Source organism: Rhodococcus sp. GQ147, assembly GCF_059759155.1.
The window spans coordinates 224,422-251,345 of record NZ_JCAXDU010000006.1; the positions used below are offsets into that span (position 1 = coordinate 224,422).

At 69.2% G+C, this 26,924-nt stretch carries 25 protein-coding genes and 2 tRNA genes; 11 read left to right on the top strand and 16 right to left on the bottom strand.

What is annotated here, in order from left to right:
* The first annotated feature begins 6 nt into the window (after positions 1-6).
* Positions 7-1,056 (top strand): methylmalonyl Co-A mutase-associated GTPase MeaB, encoded by a 1,050-nt coding sequence (gene meaB, locus AC6CID_RS09905; protein ID WP_006551539.1) that lies wholly within the window; start codon positions 7-9, stop codon positions 1,054-1,056.
* A 126-nt stretch (positions 1,057-1,182) separates the two neighbouring features.
* Complete coding sequence (locus AC6CID_RS09910; protein WP_498353894.1) at positions 1,183-1,527, top strand: lysoplasmalogenase family protein; 345 nt, start codon at positions 1,183-1,185, stop codon at positions 1,525-1,527.
* Between the two features lie 707 nt (positions 1,528-2,234).
* Here AC6CID_RS09910 and AC6CID_RS09915 read toward each other — a convergent pair.
* From AC6CID_RS09915 to AC6CID_RS09935, 5 genes are all read right to left on the bottom strand, one after another.
* Positions 2,235-3,272 carry a sulfite exporter TauE/SafE family protein gene (locus tag AC6CID_RS09915; protein WP_498353895.1) on the bottom strand — a complete coding sequence of 346 codons (1,038 nt, stop codon included), beginning with the start codon at positions 3,270-3,272 and terminating at the stop codon, positions 2,235-2,237.
* A 293-nt stretch (positions 3,273-3,565) separates the two neighbouring features.
* Positions 3,566-4,801: a saccharopine dehydrogenase family protein gene (locus tag AC6CID_RS09920; RefSeq protein ID WP_033096643.1), complete on the bottom strand. Its 1,236-nt coding sequence runs from the start codon at positions 4,799-4,801 to the stop codon at positions 3,566-3,568.
* A gap of 14 nt (positions 4,802-4,815) precedes the next feature.
* The gene (locus tag AC6CID_RS09925) at positions 4,816-5,196 is read right to left on the bottom strand and encodes a DUF2784 domain-containing protein (protein ID WP_498353896.1); all 381 of its coding nucleotides are present in this window, start codon (positions 5,194-5,196) and stop codon (positions 4,816-4,818) included.
* 61 nt (positions 5,197-5,257) lie between these two features.
* Positions 5,258-5,626: a universal stress protein gene (locus tag AC6CID_RS09930; RefSeq protein ID WP_006551545.1), complete on the bottom strand. Its 369-nt coding sequence runs from the start codon at positions 5,624-5,626 to the stop codon at positions 5,258-5,260.
* 109 nt (positions 5,627-5,735) lie between these two features.
* Positions 5,736-7,205 carry an SDR family NAD(P)-dependent oxidoreductase gene (locus AC6CID_RS09935; protein WP_498353897.1) on the bottom strand — a complete coding sequence of 490 codons (1,470 nt, stop codon included), beginning with the start codon at positions 7,203-7,205 and terminating at the stop codon, positions 5,736-5,738.
* A gap of 86 nt (positions 7,206-7,291) precedes the next feature.
* Here AC6CID_RS09935 and AC6CID_RS09940 point away from each other — a divergent pair, with 86 nt between their 5' ends.
* Positions 7,292-7,525, top strand: coding sequence for a PLDc N-terminal domain-containing protein (locus AC6CID_RS09940; protein WP_498353898.1), 234 nt, complete (start codon positions 7,292-7,294; stop codon positions 7,523-7,525).
* Positions 7,526-7,588: 63 nt separating this feature from the next.
* On the opposite strand, the gene AC6CID_RS09945 is transcribed toward AC6CID_RS09940, so the two are convergent.
* Together AC6CID_RS09945 and AC6CID_RS09950 are read right to left on the bottom strand one after the other, a co-directional pair.
* Positions 7,589-7,674 (bottom strand) — tRNA-Leu (locus AC6CID_RS09945).
* A gap of 279 nt (positions 7,675-7,953) precedes the next feature.
* A tRNA-Leu gene (locus AC6CID_RS09950) sits at positions 7,954-8,039 on the bottom strand.
* 133 nt (positions 8,040-8,172) lie between these two features.
* Here AC6CID_RS09950 and AC6CID_RS09955 point away from each other — a divergent pair.
* Positions 8,173-9,525 carry a M20/M25/M40 family metallo-hydrolase gene (locus AC6CID_RS09955; RefSeq protein ID WP_064060328.1) on the top strand — a complete coding sequence of 451 codons (1,353 nt, stop codon included), beginning with the start codon at positions 8,173-8,175 and terminating at the stop codon, positions 9,523-9,525.
* A 30-nt stretch (positions 9,526-9,555) separates the two neighbouring features.
* Positions 9,556-10,098 (top strand): YbhB/YbcL family Raf kinase inhibitor-like protein, encoded by a 543-nt coding sequence (locus tag AC6CID_RS09960; RefSeq protein WP_064060329.1) that lies wholly within the window; start codon positions 9,556-9,558, stop codon positions 10,096-10,098.
* A 57-nt stretch (positions 10,099-10,155) separates the two neighbouring features.
* On the opposite strand, the gene AC6CID_RS09965 is transcribed toward AC6CID_RS09960, so the two are convergent.
* The 8 genes from AC6CID_RS09965 to AC6CID_RS10000 form a co-directional block, all read right to left on the bottom strand.
* Complete coding sequence (locus tag AC6CID_RS09965; protein WP_498353899.1) at positions 10,156-11,226, bottom strand: quinone-dependent dihydroorotate dehydrogenase; 1,071 nt, start codon at positions 11,224-11,226, stop codon at positions 10,156-10,158.
* Between the two features lie 46 nt (positions 11,227-11,272).
* The gene (locus AC6CID_RS09970) at positions 11,273-11,527 is read right to left on the bottom strand and encodes a DUF5703 family protein (protein WP_006551956.1); all 255 of its coding nucleotides are present in this window, start codon (positions 11,525-11,527) and stop codon (positions 11,273-11,275) included.
* Entirely contained in the window at positions 11,527-12,549 is a 1,023-nt protein-coding gene (locus tag AC6CID_RS09975) for an NHL repeat-containing protein (RefSeq protein ID WP_498353900.1), read from the bottom strand. The genes AC6CID_RS09970 and AC6CID_RS09975 overlap by 1 nt, the downstream gene beginning before the upstream one ends.
* Positions 12,550-12,688: 139 nt before the next feature.
* Positions 12,689-13,561, bottom strand: coding sequence for a heme ABC transporter ATP-binding protein (locus AC6CID_RS09980; RefSeq protein ID WP_033096648.1), 873 nt, complete (start codon positions 13,559-13,561; stop codon positions 12,689-12,691).
* Positions 13,552-14,649 carry a FecCD family ABC transporter permease gene (locus AC6CID_RS09985; protein WP_498353901.1) on the bottom strand — a complete coding sequence of 366 codons (1,098 nt, stop codon included), beginning with the start codon at positions 14,647-14,649 and terminating at the stop codon, positions 13,552-13,554. Before AC6CID_RS09985 ends, AC6CID_RS09980 begins: the two co-directional genes overlap by 10 nt.
* A gap of 7 nt (positions 14,650-14,656) precedes the next feature.
* Positions 14,657-15,682 (bottom strand): heme/hemin ABC transporter substrate-binding protein, encoded by a 1,026-nt coding sequence (locus AC6CID_RS09990; RefSeq protein WP_498353902.1) that lies wholly within the window; start codon positions 15,680-15,682, stop codon positions 14,657-14,659.
* 3 nt (positions 15,683-15,685) lie between these two features.
* Positions 15,686-16,351: a biliverdin-producing heme oxygenase gene (locus AC6CID_RS09995; protein ID WP_006551961.1), complete on the bottom strand. Its 666-nt coding sequence runs from the start codon at positions 16,349-16,351 to the stop codon at positions 15,686-15,688.
* 95 nt (positions 16,352-16,446) lie between these two features.
* Positions 16,447-17,385 carry an aldo/keto reductase gene (locus AC6CID_RS10000; RefSeq protein WP_006551962.1) on the bottom strand — a complete coding sequence of 313 codons (939 nt, stop codon included), beginning with the start codon at positions 17,383-17,385 and terminating at the stop codon, positions 16,447-16,449.
* A gap of 211 nt (positions 17,386-17,596) precedes the next feature.
* Here AC6CID_RS10000 and AC6CID_RS10005 point away from each other — a divergent pair, with 211 nt between their 5' ends.
* From AC6CID_RS10005 to mshC, 5 genes are all read left to right on the top strand, one after another.
* Complete coding sequence (locus tag AC6CID_RS10005) at positions 17,597-18,442, top strand: undecaprenyl-diphosphate phosphatase (RefSeq protein WP_170318513.1); 846 nt, start codon at positions 17,597-17,599, stop codon at positions 18,440-18,442.
* A 36-nt stretch (positions 18,443-18,478) separates the two neighbouring features.
* On the top strand, positions 18,479-19,207 hold the full coding sequence (locus AC6CID_RS10010) for a histidine phosphatase family protein (RefSeq protein WP_019289330.1): 729 nt from the start codon (positions 18,479-18,481) through the stop codon (positions 19,205-19,207).
* A gap of 45 nt (positions 19,208-19,252) precedes the next feature.
* Entirely contained in the window at positions 19,253-19,843 is a 591-nt protein-coding gene (locus tag AC6CID_RS10015; RefSeq protein ID WP_006551966.1) for a DUF3090 domain-containing protein, read from the top strand.
* A gap of 4 nt (positions 19,844-19,847) precedes the next feature.
* Positions 19,848-20,654, top strand: coding sequence for an SCO1664 family protein (locus AC6CID_RS10020; RefSeq protein ID WP_033096652.1), 807 nt, complete (start codon positions 19,848-19,850; stop codon positions 20,652-20,654).
* A 75-nt stretch (positions 20,655-20,729) separates the two neighbouring features.
* Positions 20,730-21,971: a cysteine--1-D-myo-inosityl 2-amino-2-deoxy-alpha-D-glucopyranoside ligase gene (gene mshC / locus AC6CID_RS10025; RefSeq protein WP_064060335.1), complete on the top strand. Its 1,242-nt coding sequence runs from the start codon at positions 20,730-20,732 to the stop codon at positions 21,969-21,971.
* Between the two features lie 51 nt (positions 21,972-22,022).
* On the opposite strand, the gene AC6CID_RS10030 is transcribed toward mshC, so the two are convergent.
* Complete coding sequence (locus AC6CID_RS10030; protein ID WP_498353903.1) at positions 22,023-25,241, bottom strand: DEAD/DEAH box helicase; 3,219 nt, start codon at positions 25,239-25,241, stop codon at positions 22,023-22,025.
* A gap of 186 nt (positions 25,242-25,427) precedes the next feature.
* On the opposite strand from AC6CID_RS10030, the gene AC6CID_RS10035 reads away from it, so the two are divergent.
* Positions 25,428-26,792, top strand: a complete 1,365-nt coding sequence (locus tag AC6CID_RS10035; RefSeq protein ID WP_064060346.1) for a hypothetical protein — start codon at positions 25,428-25,430, stop codon at positions 26,790-26,792.
* Positions 26,793-26,924 lie beyond the last annotated feature (132 nt).

A 26,924-nucleotide genomic window follows, 5' to 3' on the forward strand; every position in this document is an offset into this window, starting at 1 on the left:
GTCGGCATGAGCGACTCCTCGGTCGGCGCCGCGCAGACCCGCCGACGGCAGATCGACGTCGACGCCCTCGCCGAGGCCGTGCTCGCCAACGAGCGGGCCGGCCTCGCGCGGGCCATCACGTTGGTCGAGTCGACCCGCGACGACCATCGGGAGCGGGCGCAGCAGTTGCTGCTGCGCCTGCTTCCCAACGCGGGCAACGCGATTCGTGTCGGTATCACCGGTGTGCCCGGTGTCGGCAAGTCGACCTTCATCGACGCGCTCGGCATGCATCTGCTCGAGCAGGGGCATCGGGTCGCGGTGCTGGCCGTCGACCCGTCGTCGACCCGCACGGGTGGTTCGATCCTCGGCGACAAGACACGGATGGCGCGGCTCGCGGTGCAGCGGGACGCCTACATCCGCCCGTCGCCCTCGGCCGGCACGCTCGGCGGGGTCGCGAAGGCCACCCGCGAGACGATGGTGCTGCTCGAGGCTGCCGGTTTCGACGTGATCCTCGTCGAGACCGTCGGTGTCGGACAGTCCGAGGTGACCGTCGCGAACATGGTCGACACCTTCTGCTTCCTGACCTTGGCCCGCACCGGCGACCAGCTGCAGGGCATCAAGAAGGGCGTGCTCGAACTCGCCGACCTCGTTGCCGTCAACAAGGCCGACGGGGAGTTCGAACGCGACGCGCGGGTCGCCGCCCGCGAACTCGCCGGCGCGATGCGCATGGTGCATCCGCACGACGCGATCTGGAAGCCACCGGTGATCACCATGAGCGGCATGACCGGCAATGGTCTGGACACCTTCTGGGATACCGTGCTCGAGCACAAGAAAGTGCTCACCGAGGCGGGCATGTTCGACGAGAACCGGCGCCGTCAGCAGGTGGACTGGACGTGGACGATGGTGCACGACCAGCTGTTGCGTCGTCTCGAGACCTCCCCGCGCGTGCGGGCGATCCGCAAGGACGTCGAGGCCGGGGTGCGCGACGGTTCGCTGACCGCCGCACTCGCCGCGCAACGCCTGCTCGACGCCTTCGACGGGGTGCACGACCCCGGAACGTCCGGCGAGGACTCCTGATCCCGTGAGCCGCCGCACGATCGCCGTCACCGTTCTCGGTGCGTTCGCGATCGTCGCGGCGGCTCATCTCGTTTTCAGGTTCTCGCGCCCGATTCGGCGTTCACCGACGTTTCGCAGTGGTTCCTCATGCCGCTGCCCGCGCTCGGACTCGTTCTCGTCACGTCCGCACCGCGCGACCGGCTGGTCGTGGGCACGCTTGTGGCACTGGGAGTCTCATGGTTGGGGGACAGCGCACCCGACCTCGTCGACGGTGATGCCGCGTTCCTGGTGCTGGTGGGTCTCGTCCTGTGCGCCCAGCTCACCTACATCGTCGCGTTGCGGCCGTACCGGCGGTCGAGCGTGCTGCGGACCCGCCCATGGGTGGTCGGTCTCTACATCTTCGCAGTGTTCGCCATGGTCGCCGTGTGTGCTTCGGCGGCAGGGATTCTCGTCGTCCCGGTGGCGATCTACGCGTCGTGCGTCGGGGAGTAGTTCGAGACCGCCGGTTTCGAGGTCGCTCGCCGACGGGACGTTGCCGGATCCCGGTGGCAGGACGATCTCCACCGACCGGATCTCGTCGAGGTTGGTGACGCTGTCCGGGGTCTCCCATGCGCAGTAGACGCTGTACTCGTCCACGCCGCTCGAGGAGCGCAGGCTCAGTGCCGCTCGATGTAGGGGCGACGGCGGGCGCGACATCGTCGCACGAGTCGAAGCGGGCGAGGATGTCGCTGCCGAGGCCGGTCGGTTCGCTGACGGTGTCGGCGTCGAAGGTGGTGTCGGAGGCTGCGGAGTCGGCGTCCGAGGCGGTGTCGGAGGTGGCGTCGTCGCCGGAGGAGCACGCTCCGAGGAGCAGGGCGCCGGCGAGGGTCGCGGATGCGACGGCGTATCGGGGCAGATTCCCACGGCGCATCGTAGCGTCCGTACGAGTTGTATGTGATCTTGGTTCCGCCCGGGCGGTCGAGGGCTGCGACACCGTGCGTTACAGCCCGAGAAGCTGCTTGGCGACCGTCACGGCACTGCGGGATCGAGGACCATCGCGGCCGCCGACGGTGATCGACACGCAGGCCTGGGGGAGTTCGACGCCGGCCGCGGTGAAGGCGGTGCCGGGCCATGTCGATCGGCATGCTGTGCGCGGATCCGCCGGCCGCTTCGATGGCGGGATCGGGAAGCACCACCGCACGCGGGCATAACAGCGATTATCAGGCCCCGTCGGGAGTCCGTGGTGACGTGGTGGAATTCAGGCGAGCTTCGTTGTGTCCGGGCACCTCCCGAGGCTCCGGACGGGCCCCGGGGAGAGGCGTCGCGTCGGTACCTTCGAGCAGTGCCGCCGGCGTCGGCTGCGCCAGCGGTTCGAGCGAACCGCTCTTCTCCGCGGAGGTGAGGCGCGAACGCTTCCAGGACACGATCAGCAGCGTGAGCCACGCAGCGACGATGGCGAGGTAGAGCACCGCCAGCGCCGCGCCGGAGAGGTCGACAGTCTTCGCGAGCTTGTGCGCGTTGGTCAGCACGATGACACCGCCGACGCCGGTACCGAGCAGCGTCGCAGGGACGCGGCTGACCAGCCAGGCCGCGACCGGCGCCGCGAGGGCACCGCCGAGCGCGAGACCGGCGACGATCACGAGATTGCCGAGGGAGTCGTGGCCGAGCCCGAACAGGAAGCCGACGCTCGCCGCGACCGCGACGAGGAACTCCGACGCGCTCACCGAACCGATCACGGTGCGCGGTGCCGTCTTACCGCGGGAGAGCAGGGTGCTGGTGGTGATCGGTCCCCAGCCGCCACCGCCGCTCGCGTCGATGAAGCCGCCGAAGAAGCCCAGCGGCGACAGGAATTTCGCGGTGTGCGGGGAGGTGCGGGCATGGGCGACCGCAGGGGGTCGTACCGAGAAGCGCAACGCGACGTATACGCCGATGGCCAGCAGGATTCCGGCGGTCACCGGTTCGGCGGCCTCGGTGGACAGTCCCGACAGCACGGTCGCGCCGAGGAAGGCGCCGATGGCACCGGGAACACCGAGTCGCAGCACGACCTTCCAGTCGATGTTGCGGAACCGCCAGTGCGAGGCACCGGAGACGAGGGTGGTTCCGACCTCGGCGAGGTGCACGGCGGCGCTCGCGTGCGCCGGACCGACACCGCTGAACAGCAGCAGGGTGGTCGCGGTGACACCGAAGGCCATGCCGAGTGCGCCGTCGACGAGCTGTGCGCCGACACCGACGAGCGTGAAGATGAGCAGATTGAACATGCGTTGGCTCCGAAAGCTGGAAGAACCCGAAAAGTTGGACGAGCGGCGAAGCGCTCAGCAACACTCCCGGGTGCAACACAGACAATCGAAGCAGGCGCCGCGACGGGTCGGCCAGAACGGCATGAGCGCGAGACGAGCGGCCGGAGCCATCTCGGTACTCGTCGCAGCCATGGTCACGTCCTCAGGTCTCGTTCCGCGCGCGGATCGTCCGGTCCGGTCGAGCATAGCCCGTCGAAGCGACGGAGCCACACTCGGCGGGCCCGGCGCGCCGATCGGGCGCGCCGGAGGCGAGGTCAGCCGAGGCGGCGCGCGGAGATCTCGAAACCGGCTGTGCGGAGCCGTTCGGTCAGCACGTCCCCGAAGGCCACCGCGGGGGTGAGGACACCGCCACCGGCGTGCAGGGCTGCGCCGCCGAGGGCGAGCGAGAGGGCGGACTCGCCGAGCATCACGGCCGTGGCCTTGTAACCTGGGTCGCCCTGCGCGGAGAACCGCGCGGTGTAGCGAGCTCCCGATTCGGTCGAAGCGTACAGATCCACCGTGAAGTAACCGTTCTCGCGGGTCTCCTCCGACGGTCCCTCACCGGGCGCGGGCAGGAGCTTGTCGAGGACGAACCGCGTGGGAGGGAACGACAGGCCGGCAGCGAGGGCTCCCGTGCCGAGTCCGACGAGCCCGGCGAGGACGGGGGAGAGCGGTGAGGAGCCGACACTCATCACCTCCCGGTAGCGGAACCGGCGTCCGTAGGCCCAGTCGCGCAACGCGTTGCTGCGTCGCACGATGCGGGTGTTGTAGGAGGCCATCACGAACGGTGCGAGCCGCCCCGAAATCTCCGGCGCCACGGATTTGCCGTCGACGAACGCGAAGTCGTTCTGGCGACCGAGATCGGGTTCCCGAGCCCGATCGGGGGACAGCGAGTACGGGCGCGCGGCGATCTTCCGTGCGGCGGCATCCTTGCGGACCGCGTCGAGCTGTTGCCGGAGCGAATCGATGGTTCCGCCGCTCACCCCGCCGCGGAAGGAGCCGAGCACGAAGGTCGTGTCGGTGAGCGGCAGGTTGCCGTCGGCCTCCGCGGCGCGGTAGAGCGCATGGACGCCGAGGTCGGACGGGACGGAGTCGAAACCGCACGAGTGGACTATGCGGGCGCCGGTGCGCCGGGCCACGTCGTCGAAGCGGTCGATGCTCTCGCGGTGGAAGAGCACCTCGCCGGTGAGGTCGACGTAGTCGGTGCCGGCCTCGGCGCACGCCTGCACGAGCGGCAGCCCGTACGTGGCGTAGGGACCGACGGTCGTGATCACCACGCGGGTGGACTCGGCGAGCGCGGTCAGCGAGGCGGGATCGTCGGCGTTCGCCTCGATCAGCCGCCAGTCGGTTCCGAGGTCGGCGGCGAGCTTCTCGAGTTTGGTGCGTGAACGTCCTGCGAGTCCGACGGCGACGCCGTCGGGGAGGTTCTCGGCGAGATAGGCGGCGGTGAGGCGCCCGACGAAGCCGGTGGCGCCGTAGATAACGATGTCGAGATCCCGGGAGACAGTCATGCCCCTCACCCTACTCAGGAGTAAGTCTCGGGGGCGACCTTCGTCACACGGATCCGGCGCCACAGCACCACCCACGAGATGAGTACGGCGAGCGCGGCGAGGGCGCGGACCGCGCCGAGCGCGGACTCCGGGTAGATCACCCCGGTGAGGTAGTGATCGATGAATCCGCTCGGCGGCAGACCTTCCTGGCCGGCCTCGCGGCGTGCCCAGTTCTCCACCGCGGTCAGCGGGCAGTCGAACCCCACGGCCACCGAGGCCGCTCCCCACACCACCGCGACGACGTGCGCGACGATCGTGTGGGGCCACCGCCACGCGAGGAAACCACCGAACGCGACGTAGAGCACGAAGAGCAGATGCACGAAGGCCGTGAGGTCGGCGACCACCCGGAACGCCATGTGCCCAGGGTAGAACGAACGGCCTCGGAACGAACGCGGTTGCCGGAGGGCGGGCGGCGCCTCAGCCGGCCTTGATGACGAGCACCGGCACCGACGACTCGGTGATCAGCCGCTGCACCGCCCGCTCGACGAGGAACTTACCGGTCGCGGTGCGCCCGCGGCTGCCGATGACCACGCGTTCGGCGCCGCTGCGCGCAAGCAGTTCGACGGTCGTGCCGACCGGATCGCCGTCGTGGACGGCCGAGAGCAACTCCCAGCCGTCGGTACCGGCCACCTCGCTCACCTGTGCCCGCACGCCTTCCACCTCGTCGGGTTCGTCGAGCGGGTGGAGCACCACCAGCGACTGCTGCCGGTCGGCGGCCTCCCGCACCGCGGCCTGCAGAGCGATCCGGCCTTCGGGGGTATCGGCGTGAACGACAGCGACAGTCATGACTCTCCTCGTGCGGGCCTGCGGGGACGTTATCCATTATCGCCGCGGCCCGGAGGCCGGGCCACGATCGACGGTGTGGAACCGGTCTCCCCGGATGGCGGGGTGCGGATCACCAGGATGCCGGGCGGAAGTCCTTGAGGAAGCATCCGTACAGGTCCGTGCCGGCCTCGCCCTGGACGATCGGGTCGTAGACGCGGGCGGCGCCGTCCACGAGATCGAGCGGGGCGTGGAATCCCTCCTCGGCCAGCCGCATCTTGGTGTGGTGCGGCCGTTCGTCGGTGATCCATCCGGTGTCGACTGCGGTCATGAGGATGCCGTCGGTGAGCATCTCCTCGGCGCTGGTGCGGGTGAGCATGTTCAGCGCGGCCTTGGCCATGTTGGTGTGCGGATGCCCGGCGCCCTTGTAGCGGCGACCCCCGAATTGTCCTTCCATCGCGGAGACGTTCACGACGTACTTGCGGCGGGCCGGGGACGCGGCGAGCGCCGGACGCAGACGGTTGACGAGGATGAACGGCGCCACCGAGTTGCACAGCTGCACCTCGAGCAGTTCCAGCGGCTCGACCTCGCCGACGGTCTGGACCCAGCTGTTGGTGTGCACGAGATCCGGCAGCAGGCCACCGGCGTCGACGGCGACGCCGGCCGCGACCCGCTCGGGTGTCGCCGATCCGGCCACCAGTGCCAGCGAGGTCAACGAGTGCGCCGACAACTCGGCCGGCAGCGACCCGGCCAGAGCGGCCGGATGGGCGTCCGAGGGCTTGCCGAAGGTCAGGACCTCGGGGCGCGGACCGGCGGGCAGCGGATCGGCCTCCGCCTCGGCCAGCGCCGAGTAGGCACCGGGGGAGCGGCGCACCGTCTGCGCGGCGTTGTTGATGAGGATGTCCAGCGGACCCTGCGCGGCCACATCGTCGGCGAGGGCGACCACCTGGGCGGGATCACGCAGGTCGATGCCGACGATGCGCAGCCGGTGCAGCCAGTCGCCGCTGTCCTCCATCGCGGTGAAGCGGCGGATCGCGTCGTTGGGGAACCGCGTGGTGACGGTGGTGTGCGCGCCGTCGCGCAGCAACCGCAATGCGATGTACATGCCGATCTTGGCGCGACCGCCGGTGAGCAGGGCGCGACGGCCCCGCAGATCGGTGCGCGCGTCGCGTTTTGCGTGGTTCTCCTCGGCGCACGTCGGGCACAACTGGTGATAGAAGGCGTCGACGCGGGTGTACTTGTCCTTGCAGATGTAGCAGTGCCGCGGACGCAGCAGCGTTCCCGCGCTTGCACCGCGAGTCGACGACGCCAGCGGGAGTCCGGCGGTCTCGTCGTCGATGCGGGTGGGGGAGGCGGTGGCGGTCGCGGACAGCACCTGACGGTCGGCGTCGACGCGCTGCTTGCGGGCCTCGTTGCGGCGCAGCCGCTTGAACTTCTTGAACATGTGCCCCACGGCCCGCTGCACGGCGATCGCGTCGGGATGTTCGGCGTCGAGACCCGCTGCCTGGTCGAGCACCCGCAGACAGGTGGCCAGATCGTCGGGGTCGATGCGGGTGAAGCCGTCGGTGGCGGGTTCGGCGGTGGTGTCGCTGTGGGAGTTCATCTGCCTTTTTCCGTGTGCTGCTGTATGCCCGATCGTATCGGGCAGGATGATCGTGTCCGAATTCCCGTGCAGGTACCGGAGGAACGATGAGCCCGAGCTCCCCCTTGTCCAAGAAGAAGTTCGCCGAACTGAGCCGCCCCCAGCAGGTGCTGGTGGTCCTGCTCGCGGTGGTGCAGTTGTCGCTCGCCGTCGCGGCCTGGGTCGATCTGGCGAGGCGACCGGCCGACAAGATCAACGGCAGCAAGCTGCGCTGGGCGCTGACCATCGCGGTGAACTTCTTCGGCCCGATCCGGTACTTCCGCAAGGGCCGCCGGGACTGAGCGGACCCCGGACGAACCGAAGGCCCCGAACCGATATCGGTTCGGGGCCTTCGGGTTTCGGGGTGTCCGAGGGGGGACTTGAACCCCCACGTCCGTTAATAGGACACTAGCACCTCAAGCTAGCGCGTCTGCCATTCCGCCACTCGGACCGACGCCCACACGGGGCATGTCGGTAGAACCCGCTCCCGCGGGCGCTGAAGAAACAGTAGCGCATGGGGCGTCCGATCCCCAAAACGGCACTTCAGGCGCGCTCGCGGCACTCGACGCGCCTCGCGCGGATCCGCTCGCTTGTTCGTCATCCGCTGCAGCACGTTGCCGCAGCGGATGACGAATGCGGTACCGGTTGTCGCCCGCTCGATCTTCTCCCGACAACAACGAAGGCCCCGAACATGATGTTCGGGGCCTTCGTCGTCTGTCTCGACTCAGAGTGTCCGAGGGGGGACTTGAACCCCCACGTCCGTTAATAGGACACTAGCACCTCAAGCTAGCGCGTCTGCCATTCCGCCACTCGGACCTGGTGCTCGCGCCCACTCGTCGTGGGCGCTGTGAAAGAGTAACCCACCACGCCCACGGTCCCAAATCGCCACCTCCACCTGCGGTGATCCGAACTGTCGAGATGGTGGACGGGCGGTGGTAGACATACGGCCATGGCCATTGACACGAGCGCCCACCAGCCGTCCCGGGCGGAGGAGGAGGTCGTCGACCTCGTCTCCCGCCTCATCCGGTTCGACACCTCGAACACCGGCGAACCCACCACTACCCGCGGCGAACGCGAATGCGCCGAGTGGGTGGCCTCCGTGCTCGAGGAGGTCGGCTACGAGACGACCTACGTCGAATCCGGAGCGCCGGGCCGCGGCAACGTCTTCGCGCGGCTGCCCGGCTCCGACCCGAGCCGCGGTGCCCTCATGCTCCACGGCCACCTCGACGTTGTGCCGGCCGAGGCCGCGGACTGGAGCGTGCACCCGTTCTCCGGGGCCGTCGAGAACGGTTACGTGTGGGGACGCGGCGCGGTCGACATGAAGGACATGGTCGGCATGATGATCGCCGTCGCCCGCTACTTCAAGGTCGAGAACATCGTGCCCCCGCGCGATCTGGTGTTCGCGTTCGTCGCCGACGAGGAGGCCGGAGGCAAGTTCGGTTCGCAGTGGCTGGTCGAGCACCGACCCGAGCTGTTCGAGGGCGTGACCGAGGCCGTGGGGGAGGTCGGCGGGTTCTCCCTGACCGTGCCGCGTCCCGACGGCACCGAACGTCGCCTGTACATGGTCGAGACGGCCGAGAAGGGCATGCGCTGGATGCGCCTGACCGCCACGGGTGTCGCCGGGCACGGCTCCTTCCTGCACGAGGACAACGCCGTCACCGTCCTCTCCCGCGCGGTGGCCCGGCTCGGATCCCACACGTTCCCTCTGGTCGTCAACGATTCCGTGGCCGAGTTCCTCTCCGCCGTGAGCGAGGAGACCGGGCTGGACTTCGACCCGGCCTCGCCCGATCTCGAGGGGGCGCTCGCCAAGCTCGGGTCGATCGCCCGCATCGTGGGCGCGACCCTGCGCGACACCGCGAACCCCACGATGCTCGACGCCGGGTACAAGGCCAACGTCATCCCGCGCACCGCGCACGCCGTCGTCGACTGCCGTATCCTGCCGGGCCGGCTCGCCGAGTTCGAACGCACTGTCGACGAGCTGATCGGGCCCAATGTCACCAGGGAGTGGATCACCGGTCTCGAGCCGTACGAGACCACCTTCGACGGCGACCTCGTCGACGCGATGAACGCGGCGATCCTCGCGCACGACCCGATCGGCCGGACCGTGCCGTACATGCTCTCGGCCGGCACCGACGCCAAGGCGTTCGCCAAGCTCGGCATCCGCTGCTTCGGTTTCGCGCCGCTGCAGTTGCCGCCCGATCTGGACTTCGCCGCGCTGTTCCACGGTGTCGACGAGCGTGTCCCCGTCGAGGCACTGCGCTTCGGCACCCGGGTCATGGAACACTTCCTCATGCACGCCTAGAACACACGAAACCGCCACGAAAGGACCGGAATGGCTTTCGATTACGACCCGTACAAGTTCCTGCCCGAGCTGCCCATCCTCCAGGTGACCAGCGCGGACTTCGCCGAGGGCGAGGAATGGAAACTCCCGCAGGCCAGCGGTGCGTTCGGAATCCCCGGGGGCGGCGACGTCTCCCCGCAGCTGTCCTGGTCGGGTTTCCCCGCCGAGACGAAGAGCTTCGTCGTCACGGTGTTCGATCCGGACGCCCCCACGGCGTCGGGTTTCTGGCACTGGGCCGTCGCGAACATCCCGGCCTCGGTCACGGAACTGCCGACGGGTGCGGGTAGCGCCGACTCGAATGCTCTTCCGGAGCAGGCCGTGACCCTGCGCCACGACGGCGGAGCCCACGGGTTCATCGGTGCCGCTCCGCCGGCCGGACACGGCCACCACCGCTACATCGTCGCGGTGCACGCACTCGACGTCGAGGTGCTCGAGGGCGTGACGCCCGAGTCGAGCCCGGCCTTCCTCGGCTTCAACGTCTTCGGGCACGCCATCGCCCGCGGTCTGCTGACCGGCACCTACGAGGTGCGCTGACAGGTCGTGACGGACGGGGCCCGGGTCGAGTACGACCCGGGCCCCGTCCGCTGCAGGTCACACCCGTGTGCTGGCGCCCACCGCGTCGGCGATGGAGCGGTAGCCGTGCGCGCGCAGCTTGCGGGCGATACCGCGGTTGATGCGCCGCGCCCAGAACGGACCGCCGTAGATGAAGCCGGTGTAAACCTGGACCAGCGACGCGCCGGCGAGGATGCGCTCGAACGCCTGCTCCGTGGTTTCGATGCCACCCACCGAGATCAGGGTGAGGCGATCGCCGACCCGCGTGCGCAGCCGGCGCAGCACCTCGAGAGACCGCTCGGCGACCGGGGCACCCGACAGGCCGCCCGCGCCGATCTCCTCGATGCGGCTCTGCGGGGTGTTCAATCCGTCGCGGCGGATGGTGGTGTTGGTGGCGACGATGCCGGCGAGCCCGAGTTCGAGTGCCAGGTCGGCCACCGCGTCGACGTCCTCGTCGGACAGATCCGGGGCGATCTTCACGAGCACCGGCACCGTCACGGTGTCCAGCACCGCGGCCAGGATCGGACGCAGCGACTCGACGGCCTGCAGATCCCGCAGACCGGGGGTGTTGGGGGAGGAGACGTTGACGACCACGAAATCAGCGAGTGGGCCGAGGAGTCGTGCGCTCTCGGTGTAGTCCTCGGCGGCCTGCTCGGCCGGCACGACCTTCGTCTTACCGATGTTCGCGCCGATGGGAACGGTGCGGCGGCGCTGCCGCAGCCGATTGGCGGCCTCCCCGGCACCGTGGTTGTTGAAGCCCATCCGGTTCACGATCGCCCGGTCCTCGGGGAGGCGGAACAGTCGCGGCTGCGGATTGCCCGGCTGGGCCTGGGCGGTGACGGTGCCGATCTCGGCGAACCCGAATCCGAGCGGACCCCACACGTCGACACCGGTCGCGTCCTTGTCGAAACCGGCCGCCAGGCCCACCGGCGTGGGGAACTGCACGCCGAAGACGGTGTTGCGGAGGATGGGGTCGTCGGTGACGAGCACCTTCGACACCCGGGCGCGCAGCGGCCCGAAGCGAGTCGACCAGCGCATCGCGAGGAAGGCGAGGTGGTGGGCTCGTTCCGGCGGCAACAGGAACATGAGCCGAAGAAGATAGCGGTACACGAACTACTCCCTGCAAGCCCGGTCCACGACGGTCCGGGATCTGTTATCAACCAACGGTGGGTTCGGGGACGTGATGGGCGGTCTTGCGGCGGCGCAGCAGCACCCGCCGGCTCCCGTCCGGATACAGGCGCACCCGGGTGAGTTCCCAGCCGTGGAATTCGGCGGAGATCGCCAGACGCATCGACGCGCTCACCCGGGACACGTCCCGGGGCAGCTTGAGCGGCACGTATTCGTATTCGTCGTTGCTGGTGTCCCAACCGACAGGCATCCGGGTCAACCGGCCGAGTCGCTCGTTCGCCATCACTGTCCTTCGATCGGGATCCGCTGCAGTCCGTCACCGGTTGCCGACGCGATCACCAGTGCCGCATCGGCCGGATCGACGGCGATCGAATTCGGTTGCCGCACCGTTGCGAAGCGGTGGCGTTCTCGCGGGATCCCGGTCGAAAGATCGTAGCCCACGACCTCGTTGCTGCCCGTCAGAGTCACCCAGATCAGGTCCCGCGTCTCGTCGTAGGTCACAGCGTACGGGGCGGGCCCGACGGGATAACGCTGCCGCAGGACGATCGCGTCGAGGGTGTAGACGAGCAGTTCGTCGCCGGTGGTGTCGGTGATCACGACGCGTCCGAGGGGGTCGGTGGTCAGCTGCGTCGCACCTTCGCCGGCACGCAGCGCGGGCCCGAGATGGGCGTCGGCGAGGTCGAGCTCGGTGAGGGAGGTCTGCCGGCGGTCGAGCGCCGCGACGGCGTCACCGGTGACGGCGAGGGCGTCGACGGAGGCGAGGCCACCGACGGTGGTGGCCACCTCGCCGGATTCGGGGTCGACGACGAGCACGCGGCCGTTGTCGGTGCCCACGGCCCAGCGGCCGTCGGACAGCACGGCCGCCGACGTGGCATTACCGTCGACCGGGACCTCGGTGATGGCGCCCTCGGCGACGTCGATGCGCAGCACGGCCCCGGACACGGGCGCGAGCACACTGCCCTCGGGGCCGGTCACGACGGTCGCGGCGGACGACGGCAGGCCCACCAGGCGCGGTTCCGTCCCGGGACCGTCGAACGCCATGTCGTCGAACAACGCGACCCGTGCTCCGTCGTCGACGAGCGCGGCGAAGGTACCCGTGGACGGTTCGACGACCAGCGCATCGACCTGCAGGTCGAGCGGACGGACGTCGCCGGCAGGGGACGGGCCGACCTCGGGGGCGGCCGCAGGAGTGGCGGGTTCGATGGTCTGCAGCACGTCCGGGGTGCTCTCCGACGAGCAGCCGGCCAGCACGACCATCGCGATCGCGCCCACCATCGTGACCGCTCGGATCCCCGCTCTGCCCATCGTTGCTCCTCGTCCTCGGATTCGATTCGCACCTGCCGGACGTGCTCCGGCGCCCGGCGCGCCGACCTTCAGTGTTCCTGATGCCGGTCGCGGGGAAGAAATCAGTGGGTCGTCCGACGGGCCGGATGTGATCTGCTGCTCAGGTCTGCGCCGAGGCGGACCGGTCGCGGTTCGGACGTCGCGGCAACACGAGCGGGGTGCCGGTCTCGGGGTGGCGCCCGATCGCCACGGGGTACTGGTAAACGCGGCCGAGGAGCTCTTCGGTGAGGACGTCGCCGGGTGCGCCGTCGGCGACGATGCGTCCCTGTTCGAGCACGCAGACGCGGTCGGCGTAGGCGGCGGCCAGCCCGAGATCGTGCAGCACGACGACCACGGCGTGCCCGTCGTCGGCGCGGGCCCGCACGACCTGCATGACCGCCTCCTGGTGGCCGAGGTCCAGTGCCGCGGTGGGTTCGTCGAGCAGCAGTGTCTCGGTGTCCTGGGCCAGCACCCGCGCGAGCGCCACCCGGGCGCGTTCACCGCCGGACAGCGCGGGGAACGGCCGGTCGGCCAGATGGGCGACGTCGCAGGTCCCGAACGCCTCGGCGACAATGCGGTCGTCGTCGTCCTGTCTGGGGGTGCGCGCCCACGCGGCCCGTCCCATCCGCACGACCTGCCGGGCAGTGAACGGGAAACCGACGGTGTGCTGCTGCGGTAGCACGGCGCGGCGGCGCGCCAGGGCGATCGACGACCACCGCTCGAGGGCACGGCCCTCGACCTCGACGGTGCCGCCGCTGATCGGATGGTCGCCGGACAACGCCGCGAGCAGGGTGGACTTGCCCGCCCCGTTGGGGCCGACGAGCGCGACGACCTCACCGGTGCGCACCTCGAAGTCGACGCCGTGCAGGATCTCCCGCTCTCCGCGCCGCAGTCGCACAGCCACCGCGCGCATCGTCGCGGTGCCCGGTGCCGAGCGGGCCGGGACGGCCGCGTCCGGGGTTCCGAGGGAGCGGGGAAGCAGCCTCATGCCCATCCACCCTGCTTCGCGCGGGTGCGGCGCAGCATCAGGAAGAAGACCGGGCCACCGATGAGGGCGGTGATCATGCCGAGCGGCAGGTCGGCGTTCTCGACCAGCGTGCGCGCCCCCAGGTCGGCGGCGAGCAGGACGACCGCGCCGGCGAGCACACTCGCCACGACAAGCACCCGGTGGGCGGGGCCGAGAGCCAGGCGCATCAGGTGCGGCACGACCAGGCCGACGAACATGATGATGCCGGTGAAGGCGGTGGCGCCGCTGACCAGCACGGCGACCGCCAGGATCGACAATTGCCGCACGCGTTCGACGTCCACACCCAGATGCCGGGCGACGCTCTCGCCGAGCGCCAGCAGGTCGAGTTTCGGGGCGAGCAGGACCGCAACGAGCACACCGGCCAGGGTCAGCGGCGCGACCACCGCGACGATCTCCCAGGTGGCTCCGCCGAGACTGCCGAGCTGCCAGAACACGATCTGGTCGCGGGCGGCGGGACTGGCGACGAAGGTGAAGAACGCGATGAGCCCGCCGGCGACGGCGTTGACGGCGACGCCGGTGAGGATCACCGTGACGACTTCCGTGCGTCCGTTCGATCGGGACAGCGCGTAGACCAGCACGGTGGTGATCAGACCGGAGACGAGTGCGGCGCCGGCCAGCGCCAAGCCGGTGGTGAATGCGCCGCCGAGCACGATCACCGCGGACGCGCCGACGGCGGCGCCGGAGGACACACCGATCACGCCGGGTTCGGCGAGGGGATTGGCGAAGATGCCCTGCAACAGCGCCCCGGAACAGCCGAGGGCGGCACCGACGAGCATCGCGAGCACCACGCGCGGGAAGCGCACCTCCCACAAGGTCACTTCCCCGGCGGGATGCGCGGGCATCGGGCCGAGGTCCAACCCGATGCGGTGCAGCAGACTGCCGACCACCTCGGCCGGGCTCGTGGGCACCTGTCCGAGGCACGCCGACGCGACGGCCAGGGCGAGCAGGGCAACGACGAGACCGACGAGGACGACGGTGGTGCGTCCCCGTCCGGCCTTCCGCAGTGCCCGCTCGGGAAGGCCGGTGGCCTCGGTGATTTCTCCGCTCACGGACATCCGGTGATCACGACCGGTCCGACGGGTAGAACGCCTCCACCAGAGCGGCCAGGACCTTGCCGGTCTGCGGACCGAAGCTGAGGAGGGTCGAATCGTTCATGTCCACGATGGTGCCCGTCTTCCCGGCCGGGGTCTGCGCGACCCCCGGGAGTTGTGAGAGCCCCTCCGGCCCGCCCACCGAGTCGAGGCTGTGCGTCATCACCAGGATGATGTCGGGCGCCGAGGCGATCATCGCCTCACTGGTGATGGGCACGAACTGCGAGTCCAGGCCGGCGAGGATGCCGGCGTCGCGACCACCGGCGGCCGCGACGAGCGCATCGGCCCCCGATCCGGGGCCGCCGAGCATCTTGATCGCCGAACCGCGCAGATAGAGGAATGCGACGGTGGGTTCGGGATGATCGGCGGGAATCGAGTCCTTCGCCGCGGCGATCTCGTCGAGCGTCCGCTGCGCGAGCGCGGCGCCGGCCTCGGGCACACCGAGCGCGGCCGCGACCGCCTCGATGTCGTCGGCGACGGTGTCGAGGGAGCGTTCAGGGTCGACGAACACCACCGGCACGCCGGTCGCGCGGATCTGTTCCTGCACCGCCAGCGGACCGATGGAGGTGTCGGTGAGCACGACGGTCGGGTTCAACGCGAGGATCGCCTCGGCGTTGAGACCGTGCCCGCCGGGGGTGACGTTGGGGACGTCCTGGATCGCGGGGAAGGACGCGGTGGAGCGGCCGACGAGCTTGTCGCCGAGTCCGAGGGCGTACACGGTCTGCGCCAGGGTGCCGGAGCGGTCGGCCACCACGATCCGCGAGATGTCGGTGATCGTGGTCTCGACCCCGTCCACGCCGCGCACCGTGGCCGGCAGTGCGGGTGCCGGGTCGGTGGTGATCGGCTCGGGTTCGGCATCGACGACGGCGGTGCGCGGACCGGTCGCGACGTCGGTGACGGTCGTGCCGTCGGTGGTGGGGGCGCTGCATGCGGCGACGAGGAGGACACCCAGCACTGCGATCAGCGCGACCGGGAGGCGGAGGAGGGAACGGAACATCGGTCAGGCACGCACCCGATACCGGTCGATATCGCGCGCGAGGTCGGCGAACAGGGCACCGTTGAGCCCGTACACGAGGTTCGCCTCGTCGATGACGGTCTGTTGCTGGTCGCCGTCGAGCGGTGCGGCGTCGAGCTTCGCGCGGTAGGCGTCCTTGAACGGCTTGGTCTTCGGGATCCCGTCGAAGATGTAGAAGCGCAACCCGTCGCGCTCGTAGCCGTAGGCGCGTTCGAGCATGCGGCGGATGATCTGGCCGCCGGACAGGTCGCCGAGATAGCGCAGATAGTGATGCGCGAGGAAGGCTTCCGGGGACACCGCCGCGACCTGCACGAGCCGGTCGACGTAGGCGACCGTTGCGGGCAGCGGCGTGATGCGGTCGCGCCAGTCGGAGCCGACGAGGAAGTCGAGGTCGGCTTCGAGCGCGGCGGTGCGGAGCAGTTCGTCGCTGAGGAAGGGACCGGCGATCGGGTCGTCGGCGTAGCTGCGGCCGATCCGCTCGAGGCTGTCGTAGACGAACCAGGTCTGGGCGATGAGCGCGGCGTGGGCCTCGGTCGACAGCTTGCCGCCGAGCAGTTCCGAGACGAACACCGAGTTCTCGGTGTCACTGTGCGCCTGCTGGGTCTCGAGCCGGATCCGTTCGGCGAATCCGACGACTTCGGTCGTGGCCATCGACCGACCTCCCCTCACATTGCCTGTACCGAATGTACTCGGCAGGCTAGCCTAACCTTCCGGATAAGGGCAGGGTGCGGGCGGTGTCGCGGAGATCACGCGCTCACGTCGTCGAGCGCCGCGGCGATCGCCGGCGGCAACGCCAACTCCTCGGCGACCAGCACTCCGGTCAGTTGCGCGAGATCCCGGGCACCCACGAGCGTCGAGGCCACGTGCGGCCGGTCGCGCACCCACGCCAGCGCGACGGCCAGCGGGGAGGTGCCCAGCCCGTCGGCGGCCGTGGCGACCGCGTCGACCACGCGCACCGCGGATTCGGTGAGATAACGGCGCACTTCCTCGGTGTGCACGTCGTCGGCGCCGCGCGAATCCGCCGGCACCCCCGACCGGTACTTACCGGTGAGCACACCGCCGGCGAGCGGCACGGCCGCGAACACACCCACGCCGTGGTGGGCCGCGGCGGGGATCAACTCGTCCTCGACGCCGCGGGCGAGCAGGGAGTACTCGACCTGCGTGCTGATCAGCGGCGCCGGGCGCCGGGCCGCGGCCGCGGCGGTCGCGAGCTGCCAGCCGAGATAGCCGCGCACCCCGACGTATCGCACGCGCCCGCTGGTGACGGCGAATTCGAGGGCGTCCATCACCTCGTCGACGGGGGTGTGCGGATCCCACGTCGCAACCTGCCACACGTCGAGGTGGTCGGTGCCGAGTTCACGCAGGGTCGCGTCGAGCTGGTTGAGCAGGCCCGAGCGGGAGCAGTCCACGCGGCCGGAACCGAGTGTGGTGGTGTCGATGCCGGAGCTGCCCGACAGCACCAGCTGGTCGCGGGGCACCACGTCGTCGAGCAGTTCGGCGAGGATCCGTTGCGCGACCCCGTCCCCGTAGGCGGGGGAGGTGTCGACGAGCGTGCCGCCCACATCGACGAAGGCCGACAACTGGGCTGCGGCCTCGTCGCCGTCCGTTCCACGACCCCACGTCAAGGTGCCCAGGCCGAGCCGTGAAACCCGCAGGCCGCTCGCACCGACTGTCCTGTATTCCATAACCGTCCGCGTTTCCTCCCGACACGACGGGACGTCGCCGCGCTCGGCCACGACCCTGGTACTGCACCCTAATGCGCAACAGGCGCGCGGCAGCGTCCGGCGCGCCGACCGGTCGGGTTCCACGTACCCTTCGCCGAGTGAGAACTGCTCCCTGCATCCGCGACCACCGATCCGTCCCCACCGCAGCCTTCGTGCCGGGGGTCGCCGCATGATCGGCGAATCGATGACCTGGCTGCAGACGATCGTCCTCGGCATCGTGCAGGGCCTCACGGAGTTCCTGCCGATCTCCTCGTCCGGCCACCTGCGGATCGTCTCGGAGATCTTCTTCGGAGAGGACGCCGGCGCGTCCTTCACGGCAGTCACCCAGTTGGGCACCGAGGCCGCCGTTCTGGTGTTCTTCGCCGGGGACATCTGGCGGATCCTGCGGGCCTGGTTCCGCGGCCTGTTCCACAAGGAGCACCGCTCCGACCACGATTACAAGATGGGCTGGTACGTCATCCTCGGCACCATCCCGATCGGCATCCTCGGCGTGCTGTTCAAGGACGACATCCGCACCGTCGCCCGCAATCTGTGGCTCGTCGCCACCATGCTCATCGTGTTTTCGATCGTCATCGCAGCTGCCGAGTACTTCGGCAAACAGCGGCGCGACGTGAGTCAGCTCACCCTCAAGGACGGGCTGATCATGGGTTCGGCGCAGGCGCTGGCCCTGATCCCCGGCGTGTCCCGCTCCGGCGGCACCATCTCCGCCGGTCTCTTCCTCGGGCTCACCCGCGAGGCTGCCGCCCGATACTCGTTCCTGCTCGCCATCCCCGCCGTCGTCGCCTCCGGTCTGTTCAGCCTGCCGGACGCCTTCGAACCGGCCGGGGAGGGGCTCAATGCCTCGGGGGCGCAGTTGCTCGTCGCGACCGTGATCGCCTTCGTGGTCGGCTACGCTGCGATCGCCTGGTTGCTGCGCTTCGTCGTCAACCACTCGATGTACTGGTTCGTCGGCTACCGCGTGATCCTCGGCGTGATCGTGCTCGGACTGCTCGCCACCGGCGTGGTCTCCGCCACCTGAGAGGCTGCCGACAGGCGGTACCTCTAGGCTGGGCGCATGACGGTCATCCTGCTGCGGCACGGACGGTCGACGGCGAACACCTCGCACGTGTTGGCCGGTCGTTCCCTCGGTGTCGAACTCGACGAGGTCGGCCACGTCCAGGCGAAGAATCTCGTCACCCGGTTGGCCGGGCTCGAGATCACCGAGATCGTGCGGTCGCCGCTGCTGCGGTGCCGGCAGACAGTGCAGCCGCTGGCGACCGATCGTGGACTCGAACCGGTCGTCGATGAGCGACTCGCCGAGGTCGACTACGGGCAGTGGACCGGACGCGAACTGAAGGAACTGGTCAAGGAACCGCAGTGGGCGGTCGTGCAGCAGCATGCCTCCGCAGCGGTCTTCCCGGACGGTGAAGGGCTCGCGCAGGTGCAGTCCCGCGCGGTCGCTGCGATCCGCGAACACGACCGGCGTCTGCGCGAGGCGCACGGCAAGGACGTCGTGTGGATCGCGTGCAGCCACGGCGACGTCATCAAGTCGATCCTCGCCGACGCGCTCGCGACGCATCTCGACAGCTTCCAGCGGATCGTCGCCGAGCCGGCGTCGATCAGCGTCGTCCGCTACACCGACACCCGGCCGTTCGTGCTGCGCGTGAACGACACCGGTTCGGACCTGTCCGGGCTTGCCGGGCCGTCCGAACCCAAGTCCGTGCCCGGCGGCGAAGTGCCCGGCGCGGTCGAGGAACCCGGCGACCCACCGCAGGGGCACCGACAGGAGACGGCACGCGGATAATGGCAGTGTCCGTCATGGCAGAGTGTGGGGACTCGAGGAGGTGTGATGGCCCGCGCGATACACGTGTTTCGAACACCTGATCGGTTCATCGCCGGCACTGTCGGTGAACCGGGCGACCGGGTGTTCTACCTGCAGGCCGTGCACGAGTCCCGTGTAGTGAGCGTGCTTCTGGAGAAGCAGCAGGTGCAGATCCTGGCCGACCGGATGGGGCTGTTGCTCGAAGAGGTACAGCGCCGCTTCGGCACCGTGATCCCCGACGACCCCGAGGTCGACGTCAGCCCGTTGGTGACACCGATCGAGGCCGAGTTCCGGGTCGGCACCATGGGTCTGGGCTGGGACGCCGACGCCGGATCGGTGGTGGTGGAGCTGCTCGCGGTCACCGACACCGAACTCGACGAGTCCGTGGTGCTCGACGACACCGAGGAAGGTCCCGACGCGGTGCGGGTATTCCTCACCCCGGTGCAGGCCCGCGAATTCGCGGCCCGCTCCGAACTCGTCGTCTCGGCCGGACGCGCGCCCTGCCCGCTGTGCGGCGAACCGATCGGCGCCGACGGACACATCTGCGTCCGCACCAACGGTTACCTGCGTACCCCCGGATTCGATCCGGCCGCGTGGTTCGGCGAGGAAGAAAGCTGACCGCGTGACGGCGCCGGACGTGCGGAGCGTGCTGACCGATGGCGACCTCGACGTCGTCGGGCAGATCGCACACGCAAGCAACGCGACCCTCGTGTGCGACGCGCAGCTCGGCGACACCGAGGTTCGGTGCGTCTACAAACCCGTCCGCGGGGAGCGGCCGTTGTGGGACTTCCCCGACGGCACCCTCGCCGGACGCGAGGTCGCCTCGTACCTGATCTCCGAGGCACTCGGCTGGGACGTCATCCCGCTCACCGTGCTGCGCGACGGCCCGTACGGTCCCGGCATGGTGCAGCGCTGGATCGACACGGTCGACTCCGCGCAGGGCGGAACGGAACGCCTGGATCTGGTGGACCTGTGCCCGGCCAGTGCGGTCGCGCAGGGGTGGCTGCCGATCCTGCGTGCCCGCGATCTGGACGGCGCCGAGGTGGTGCTCGCCCACGCCGACGATCCGCGCCTGCAACGCATGGCGGTGCTCGATGTCGTCCTCAACAACGCCGACCGCAAAGGTGGGCACGTCCTCGAAGGTCTCGACGGACACGTCTACGGCGTCGATCACGGCATCTGCCTGCACCAGGACGACAAGCTGCGCACCGTCCTGTGGGGATGGAGCGGCGACCCGGTCGACCCGGTTCTCCTCGCCGACCTCGACAAGCTGCTGCGCCGGTTCGACGGTGGGTTCGCCGAGGAACTGTGCGAGCACATCACCGCCACCGAGGTGCGTGCCCTGCAGCGCAGGATCACCCGCTTGCTCGAACACCCCGTGATGCCGCATCCGCGCGGCGACCGGCGTATTCCCTGGCCCGCCTTCTGAGGCTGCGGCCGTTCGCCTGCCGCACGCCCGGGTGCCCGCGTGGAGCACTTTCGCGACTCCATTAGGCTCGTAGTCATGCAATCTTGGTCCGACGTCGCGATCCCGTCCGTCCCCGGTCAGGGGCCTCCGCTGCGGTTGTTCGACACCGCGGACCGAGCGGTGCGTCCGGTCACCCCGGGCGGCACCGCGACGATGTACGTGTGCGGCATCACCCCCTACGACGCTACGCACCTCGGCCACGCCGCCACCTACCTGACCTTCGATCTGGTCAACCGCATCTGGCGCGACGCCGGCCACGACGTCCACTACGTGCAGAACGTCACCGACGTCGACGACCCGCTGTTCGAACGCGCCGAGCGCGACGGTGAGGACTGGGTCGTCCTCGGCATGCGCGAGACTGCCCTGTTCCGCGAGGACATGGAGGCACTGCGGGTGCTGCCCCCGCGCGACTACATCGGTGCTGTCGAATCGGTGAACGAGGTCGTCGAACTCGTCGAGAAGCTCGTTGCCTCCGGTGCCGCGTACATCGTCGACGACGCCGAGTACCCGGACGTCTACTTCCGGACCGACGCCACCGAGCAGTTCGGCTACGAGTCCGGCTACGACCACGACACGATGATGCGGTTCTTCGCCGAGCGGGGCGGCGACCCGGAGCGTCCCGGCAAGCGCAACCCGCTCGACGCCCTGCTGTGGCGCGCGCAGCGTCCCGGCGAACCGGCCTGGCCGTCGCCCTTCGGTGACGGACGCCCCGGCTGGCACATCGAGTGCGCGGCCATCGCCCTCAACCGCATCGGTTCCGGCTTCGACGTGCAGGGCGGCGGCAGCGACCTGATCTTCCCGCACCACGAGTACTCCGCCGCGCACGCCGAGGCTGTCACCGGCGACCGGCGCTTCGCCCGGCATTACGTGCACACCGGCATGATCGGCCTCGACGGCGAGAAGATGTCCAAGTCGCGCGGCAATCTGGTGTTCGTCTCCAAGCTGCGCGGTGAGGGCGTCGACCCCGCCGCCATCCGGCTCGGGCTGTTGTCGGGGCACTACCGCGTCGACCGTCCGTGGACGTCCGAGGTCCTCGCCGCCGCCGAGGCGCGACTGGCGTTGTGGAAGCAGGCGGCGGCGCTGCCGTCGGCCGCCTCCGCCGAGGACACGGTCGCGCGCCTGCGCCAGCACCTCGCCGACGACCTCGACACCCCGAAGGCCCTCGATGCCCTCGACGGGTGGGCGACCTTCGCCGTCGAGCGCGGGGGAGACGACGCATCGGCGCCGGGTCTGTTCGCCGACGCGGTCGACGCGCTGCTTGGTGTGAACCTGCGCTGAGGCGTCGGTGCGTGGTGTGGTAGCAGACATTACCAGGACCACGCACCGTAGCTACGCCAGCAGGGCGCGGATGTCGTCGGCGGTCAATGCCGACGAGAACATCTCTCCGTCGTCGACGACGGACGAGAACAGCTCCGCCTTGCGCACTTGCAGCGCCCGCACCTTCGCTTCGATGGTGTCGCGGGCGATCAGCCGGTACACCATGACGTTGCGGGTCTGCCCGATGCGGTGGGTACGGTCGACGGCCTGCGCTTCGGTCGCGGGGTTCCACCACGGGTCGAGCAGGAAACAGTAGTCCGCTTCCACCAGATTCAGGCCGAACCCGCCGGCCTTGAGGCTGATGAGGAACACCGGCGCCACCCCGGACTTGAAGTCCTCGAGCACTTTTCCGCGTTTGCGGGTCTTGCCGTCCAGATACAGGTAGTCGATTCCGGCAGCGTCGAGCCGTGTCCGGACCCGGTCGAAGAACCCGGTGAACTGGCTGAACACCAAGGCCCGGTGCCCGCCGGCGATCACGTCGTCGAGCTGTTCGAGCAGCGCATCGATCTTCGCGGAGCCGACTGTGCCGTGCGCGTCGTCGACCAGCGCCGGATCGAGACTCATCTGCCGCAGCAAGGTCAGCGACCGCAGGATCGTGAAGCGGTTGCTGTCGAGGTCGTCGACGAGCCCGAGAATCTTCTGCCTCTCCCGCTGCAACTGCCGGTCGTAGAGGGCACGGTGTTTCGGTGCGAGCTCCACCTCGAGCACCTGCTCCTGTTTCTCCGGCAGGTCGGTGGCGACCTGTTCCTTCGTGCGACGCAACATCAGCGGTTTGATGCGCTGCCGCAACTGCACCAGCAGTTCGGGGTTGCTGCCTGTCTCGATGGGTTTGCGATAGTAGTCCTGAAACTTCGTCGGATGAGGGAACAGGCCGGGCGCCGTGATCGACAGCAGCGACCACAACTCCATCAGATTGTTCTCCATCGGAGTGCCGGTGATTGCGACCTTCAGTGGTGCCTCGATCTGCCGCACGCACTGATACGCCTTCGCCCGGTGGTTCTTGACGAACTGCGCTTCGTCGAGCAGCAGCATCGACCAGTCCCGGTCGAGGTACTCGTCGATATCCAGGCGCAGCAACGTGTACGACGTGACGACGACGTCGATCCCGTCGAGCAGATCACCCAGCGACACACCGCGTTTGGCGGATGTCTCGGTGATCGCCACGACGTTCAGGTCCGGTGCGAATCGCCGGGCTTCGGTGGCCCAGTTCGGAACCACCGATGTCGGCGCGACGATGAGTACCGGAGCATCCGCGGGTCGCTTCGCGCGAGCGTGGCAGATCAGTGCAAGCGACTGCAGGGTCTTGCCGAGGCCCATGTCGTCGGCGAGGATTCCGCCGAGTCCGTGCGTCCACAGGAACGTCAACCACCGGAATCCGTCGAGCTGGTACGGCCGCAGTGTTGCGTGTAATGCCTTCGGTACGCGGGTCTTCGCTGTCGCCTTCACATCGAGAAGTCCCTGCACCTGTTTCTTCCAGGCCGCGGCCTGTTTCTCGACGACACCGAGTGCCGCCAATTCCTCCCAGATGCCGGCCTGGAATCGGCTCAGCTGCAATCGATCCGGATCGTCGTTTTCGTGCAGCGCGCGGGCTTCGTCGACGAGTCGGCGCAGCTGCTGCAATTCGGGTTTGTCCAGCGACAGGTAAGCACCGTCGGGCAGCATCAGATACGAGGCGCCTTCACTGAGCGCCGTGAACACCTCGGAGAACGGGATCGTCTCACCCTCGATCTCGATGGTGATGTTCAGGTCGAACCAGTCGGAGTCGGCGGTGGCCTCGGTGGACAGTCCGATGCGCAGACTGTCGCCGACGTCATGGTAGTCGGCGGGGGTGCCGTCGACGCGCACCTGCACGTCGGCCCGGCCGGACAGCAGGGGCAGCAGTTCGGATACCAGTCGTGCGGTGTCGAGGTCGGTGATGGTGACGCGGGGGAACAGCCGCCGGTCGACGGAGTTGTCCAGGCCGAACGGGGCGACCACCGGCCGGATCTCGGTGAGCAGCGCGTCCTCGACGTCGCGGTCGCGGACGGTGTCGCCGAGACGGTCGTACAACTCGACCGTGTACTCGCCGTCACCGACGGTGTAGCCGAACTGCCAGTGCAGATCGGCGCGATGCCGGGGACGGAAGGCGACGTGCAGGAGCAGCGTCGGTCCGCTGACGGTCGGGGCCGTGAACGAGCCGTCGGCGGAGGTGACGGTCGCTGCTCGTTGCAGGCGCGGGTAGTAGGTGGTCGCGAACCGCGGCACCTGATCTGCCGGCACGGTGAGCGCACCGCCGCTCTGCAGCAGTTGCTGCATGCCGGCGGCAACGGGGTTGCGGAGTTGCGCGAGACGGAACGGCAGATCTGCCGGCGCGCCGCGGTCGTGATCCCCGGAGGGGAGGTAGACGACGCCGTGGGCGGGGGTGCCGATGAACGCGACCGCGGTCCCGGTCGAATCGTCGCCGATGTGCAGGGCTGGGGTGACGGTCAGGCCGTCACCCGAATCGGCGACGTCGACGTGCACATCGGCGGTGCCTGGCGGCGGCACCGCACCGTGCTTCTTCTGCGCGTAGCGCAGCTCGATCCCGAGGCGGTGGGCATCGTCGAGCAGTGACCACAGTCGCGGCGACACCGCCGACAGATCGAGGGTGGTCTGGGCGGAACTGTAGCAACTCCGTGTCGAGGCGTGTACCAGTGCCGCGAATTCGAGCAGCAACTGCCGGTGTTGCTCGTTCACGTCGTAGGTGTAGGCGATGTTCTGCCACGAAATGTTGCCGGAGACCCATCCCGTGCGTCCGGGGCGCAGCACCCGCGCGGTGAGCATCGGCGCCGGAGCGTGCGTTCGCTGTGTCAACGCCAGTTGCAGGGCAAGGGGCACGCCGCTACCGGTCTCGTGGTCCGCGAAGAGAGCTTCGAACGGTGCTTCCCACGAGGGCGTGTCCGGGGTCATGTCCTCCTGTGGGACAAGCAGCGCAAGCAGAAGCGCCACGGTGTGCTTGCAGTCGTAGCCGACCGGGCACGAGCATTCGCCGTACTCGAATTCGAGTCCTCGCGGTCCGGGGTGGAGTTGCACGACAGCCTGGTACACCCGGGTACCGGCAATTCGTCCGAAACCGACGAAATTGTCCTCGTCGAATCCGCAGTCGACGACCGCGCCTCGATCGGCGTAGCGCATGCCGCGGTCGAAGGCGGGTCGGCCCACCGCGGCGATCAACGACTCGATGAGGTGGTCGAATGCGGGATTCCCGGCCATGGGTGAGCAGTCTAGGTCCTGCTCCTCGTGCGTGAATATGGTGGCCGGTGCTACCGGAAGCACGCACGGGGGGACGGCAACCGGCCGCGCGCACTCGCCGCAATCGCCGCGGCACGCTACGATTGCGCCGATGACAACCTTCTCTGATCAAAGATTGGGGGCCCAGTTCGCACACGGTGAGTGCTGATGCACCCTCCGACCGCGAACGGGACCGATCCCCGACTGTCCTTCTGGCTGCGCGTGCGCGAGTTCGCCGTGCCGCCGTCCATGATCGAGGACGCGACCGACCGACGCCGTGCAGGTGACTGGCGTGGCGCTTGTGCCGCAGCGGGATTCGACCCCGACCTCGACCTACGCGTACTGCGCAACAGGCACGGCGTCGAGGTTGCGTCGCAGGTCCTCGACGATCTACGACACCTGGCCCCCGACCTGCTGCGCTGGCACCTGCCACGCGTGGCCCCCGACGGCCTTCTGCGCCCCGGGCTGACCATCACGTTGGCCCGCTACGGGGACATCGAACCTGCAAAACGTGGCAGCAGAACAGGTTCCGTGCATCTGGTGGTCCACACCGCTCCCGCCTGGGCGGATGCCGGTCAGCGGATCGCGCTGACGTTGTGGGACGGCTCGGATTCCACGAACCATCCGCATCCGCGCCCCAACAGACGGTTCCGGTTCGACCTCCATCGGCATCTGTGGGACGTGCGCAGGTCCGGCGAGCTTCCGATCCGCGGTGGGGTAGGGCAGGTGCCGGTCGGGTACCTCCTCGAACCTTACTGGGCCGCAGTGATTCCGGAGGGTTGTGCCGTCGACCGCTGGGCGGCCGAATGCGACATCCTGCTGCGCGCGCACGGTCGGCGCGACGGTCCCGTGCGGGTGCGATGCGGGAGTCGACACGATGTGGTGGTGGAACCGGTCGGCAGCACTGAGCCCGTGGCGCTGCGTCGTGTGGACGACTACCCGCGCGGCCGGCTCGCCGCGCTGCCGGTGCTGCCCGACGCCGCGACCTGGGTGCCGCCCGACCTGGCGTTGCTGCGGTCGGGAGCTATCACCGTCGACCGGCTGCATCCGCTGGTCGCCGCCGCGCTGGATCCGGACCGGCCACCGCCGAGAAGACCCCGGATGCCGAAGCAGGAGAACCGGATTCACCTGGTCGACTGTCGTGGTGAACGGCACCGGCTGGGGGTGGTCGACGGCGTCCTGACCGCGCTCGATCATGATCCCGCCGAGATCCGGCGCGAGGAACTGCTCGCCGCACTGGGCGGCACCCCGTTGCCGTGTCTTCACGTCATCGACCAGGCGCATCGCCGACCGGACTGTCTGCCGGGCGTTCGTGAACGCCTGGACCACGGGGACGCCGATGGGGCGCTGGCAGTCGTCGAAGGGCTGCTCGGTCCCGGCGCGGTCCTCCGTGACGGACCTTTGCTGGACGAACTCCGGAGGTCCGCGGACCGCCGCACCATCTACGACCGGTATCTCTCCGAACCGCTGGGACCGCCGCCCGCATCGCGACCTCGCCGACTCGGACGGTCGCGTTGCACCCGATCACACTGACTCTTCTTCCTTCTCGAAATCCACTGTTCCGCAGGGCGTCCTACGGGTCGTGTCCTGCGGTCCCTTCCGACATCACAGGTGATGCACATGTCCTCCACACTTCGTCCCGGCCGTCCCCGCAGCAACGAACAG